Below are 2,555 nucleotides of genomic sequence, written 5' to 3'. Positions count from 1 at the left end.
GCCCCCCGTCTCGCCCGGCGCCAGCGCGAAGGTGGCGGCGCCGGCGCGGAAGGCGGCCCAGCGGTCGCCGTCCTGGAACTTCAGCGGCAGCCCCACCACGTCGCGATAGAAGGCGACGGCGGGCGCCATCTCGCGCACCGGATAGATCACCTGGCCGAGGTCGACGCTGTCCATCGCCCCTCCACTTATTGATCAGTTAATTCGCAGATTAAGGCGCCCATTCGGGGGCGTGTCAATAGGCCCCAATGCGATTTGCGCTATCTCAATGCGGAGGATGCTGTGGCGGTCTCGGGCGCGGGGGCGCGGCACTCGCGGGAGAGGCACCGGTCGCGGGGGCGCGGATCGGCCGGGCCGTGCTGCGGCGGGCTGGACCACAACGCAAAAAACCGCCGCCGCCCAAGCGGGCGACGGCGGTCAGGGACGCGGAGAGATGCGTGGAGCGCGTCAGCGGGCGGTGAAGCCGCCATCCACCGGCAGCGCGACGCCGGTGATGAAGGAGGCGTCATCGGAGGCGAGGAACAGCACCGCGCGGGCGACCTCGTCGGCCCGGCACAGCCGGCCCATGGGCACCGCGGCGAGCATCCGTTCCTGGTTGGCGGCCGCCTCGGCGGGATCGCCGGAGCGGCCGGTGAAGCCGAGCTTCATGGGCGTGTCGGCGAGGCCCGGGCACACCACGTTCACCCGCACGCCGTCCGCCGCGAAGCGCTGGGCGAGCGACTTGCCGAGCCCCACGACGGCGAACTTCGCCGCCGAGTAGATCGGGCTGAACATGGACCCGACGAGGCCCGAGACCGAGGAGGTGAACACCACCGCGCCGCCGCCGCGGGCGCGCATGTGGGCGATCGCCTCGCCGGCCGAGAGGGCGGCGGAGGTGACGTTGAGCGCGATGGCGTGGTCGTAGGCGGCAAGGTCGAGGTTCTCCACCCCGGCCGGACCGGGCGTGCCGGCATGCGCCCACAGCAGGTCGATGCCGCCGAGCAGGGCCGCCGCCTCGGCCAAAGCGCGCTTCACCTCCTCCGGGCGGGAAAGATCGGCCTGCACGGTGGGCAGATCGTGGCCCTTGTCCGCCATCTCCTGCCGGAGGGCGTCGAGCGCGTCCGCATTGATGTCGACCGCGCAGACCTTCGCCCCCTCCTTGAGGAACAGCTCCACGCCGGCGCGTCCCATGCCGGAGGCGGCGGCGGTGATGACGGCGAGCTTGTTGGCAAGACGCATGGCGTATCCTTCGATGGGTCGGACGGTCAGTCGGCGTAGGCGTCCGGGAAACGCCCGGTGGTGCTGATCACGGTGGTGCGGGTCTCCAAATAGGATTCCAGCGCCTCGATGCCGTTCTCCCGGCCCCAGCCGCTGGCCTTGAAGCCGCCATAGGGCGTGGACCAGCGGATGTACCGGTAGGTGTTCACCCAGACCATGCCGGCACGGATGCGGCTGGAGACCCGAAGCGCGCGGCCCATGTCGGAGGTCCACAAACCGGCGGTGAGGCCGTAGGCGGTGTCGTTGGCGATGGCGACCGCCTCCTCCTCGTCGTCGAACGGGATCAGCGCGGCGACCGGACCGAAAATCTCCTCGCGGGCGATGCGCATGGCGTTGGAGACGCCCGCGAACACGGTGGGCGCGACGAAATAGCCGCCGGCCAGCTCCGGCCGGTCGAGGCGGTGCCCGCCGGCGATCAGTTCCGCCCCTTCGGCGCGGCCGGTGTCGATGTAGGACAGGGTCTTGGCGAGCTGCTCGGCATGGGCCTGCGGCCCCATGTGGGTCGCCTCGTCGAGCGGCGCGCCCACGCGCACCCGGCCGGCGCGCCGGGCGAACGCCTCCACCACGCGGTCATAGACCGGCCGCTGCACCAGCACCCGCGAGCCGAGGGCGCAGCTCTGGCCGCACAGGGTCCAGGCGGAATTGGTGGCGGCGTTGAGCGCCTGCTCCAGGTCGGCATCGGCGAACAGGATGTGGGGCGACTTGCCGCCCAGCTCGAAGGTGAATCGCTTCATGGTCGCGGCGCCGGCCGCAAGGATCGCCTTGGCGGTCGTGCCCTCGCCGGTGAAGGCGATCTTGTCCACGTCCGGATGGGCGACGAGATATTCGCCCGCGCCGTCCTTGCCGTCGCCGGGGACGATATTGACCACGCCCGCCGGGAAGCCGGCCTCCTCGAACAGGCGCCCCAGCTCCAGCGAGGCCACCGGCGTGTGCTCCGCCGGCTTCAGCACCACGGTGCAGCCGGCCGCGAGCGTCGGGCCGAGCTTCCAGCACGCGGCCATCAGCGGCACGTTCCAGGGGGTGATGGCGCCCACCACGCCCACCGGCACGCGCGAGGTGAAGGCGTGCACGCTGTCGTCGATCGGAATGGTGCGCCCGCTGGCCTTGTCGGCGAGCGAGGCCCACCAGTGATAGGCGTTGGAATGGCTGCCCACGTCGGCGCGGGATTCGCGCAGCGCCCGGCCGGAATCGCGGGTCTCCAGGACCGCGAGGTCGCCGGCGTGGGCCTTGTAGAGATCGGCGAACCGGCGCAGCAGCGCCGCGCGCTCGTGGCCGGGCATGCGGCCCCACGGGCCATCGAG

2 protein-coding genes are annotated in these 2,555 nt (G+C 71.7%); both read right to left on the bottom strand.

Translation table 11 applies throughout. From position 1 onward, the window contains the following. Window positions 1-444: 444 nt before the first annotated feature. Window positions 445-1,215, bottom strand: coding sequence for an SDR family NAD(P)-dependent oxidoreductase (locus AC2W7M_RS23635; protein WP_486135388.1), 771 nt, complete (start codon window positions 1,213-1,215; stop codon window positions 445-447). 26 nt (window positions 1,216-1,241) lie between these two features. Then, window positions 1,242-2,555, bottom strand: a 1,314-nt coding sequence (locus AC2W7M_RS23630) for an aldehyde dehydrogenase (protein WP_486135386.1), incomplete at its 5' end; no start/stop codon positions are given.

The sequence above is a fragment of the Xanthobacter sp. BG11Y11_SDJG genome (genome assembly GCF_057364445.1).
This window is presented reverse-complemented; position numbering and strand designations above follow the sequence as displayed.

Coding starts and splice junctions, on each gene's coding strand:
- AC2W7M_RS23635 (WP_486135388.1), bottom strand. CDS start 1,215: ATGCGTCTTGCCAACAAGCTCGCCGTCATCACCGCCGCCGCCTCCGGC.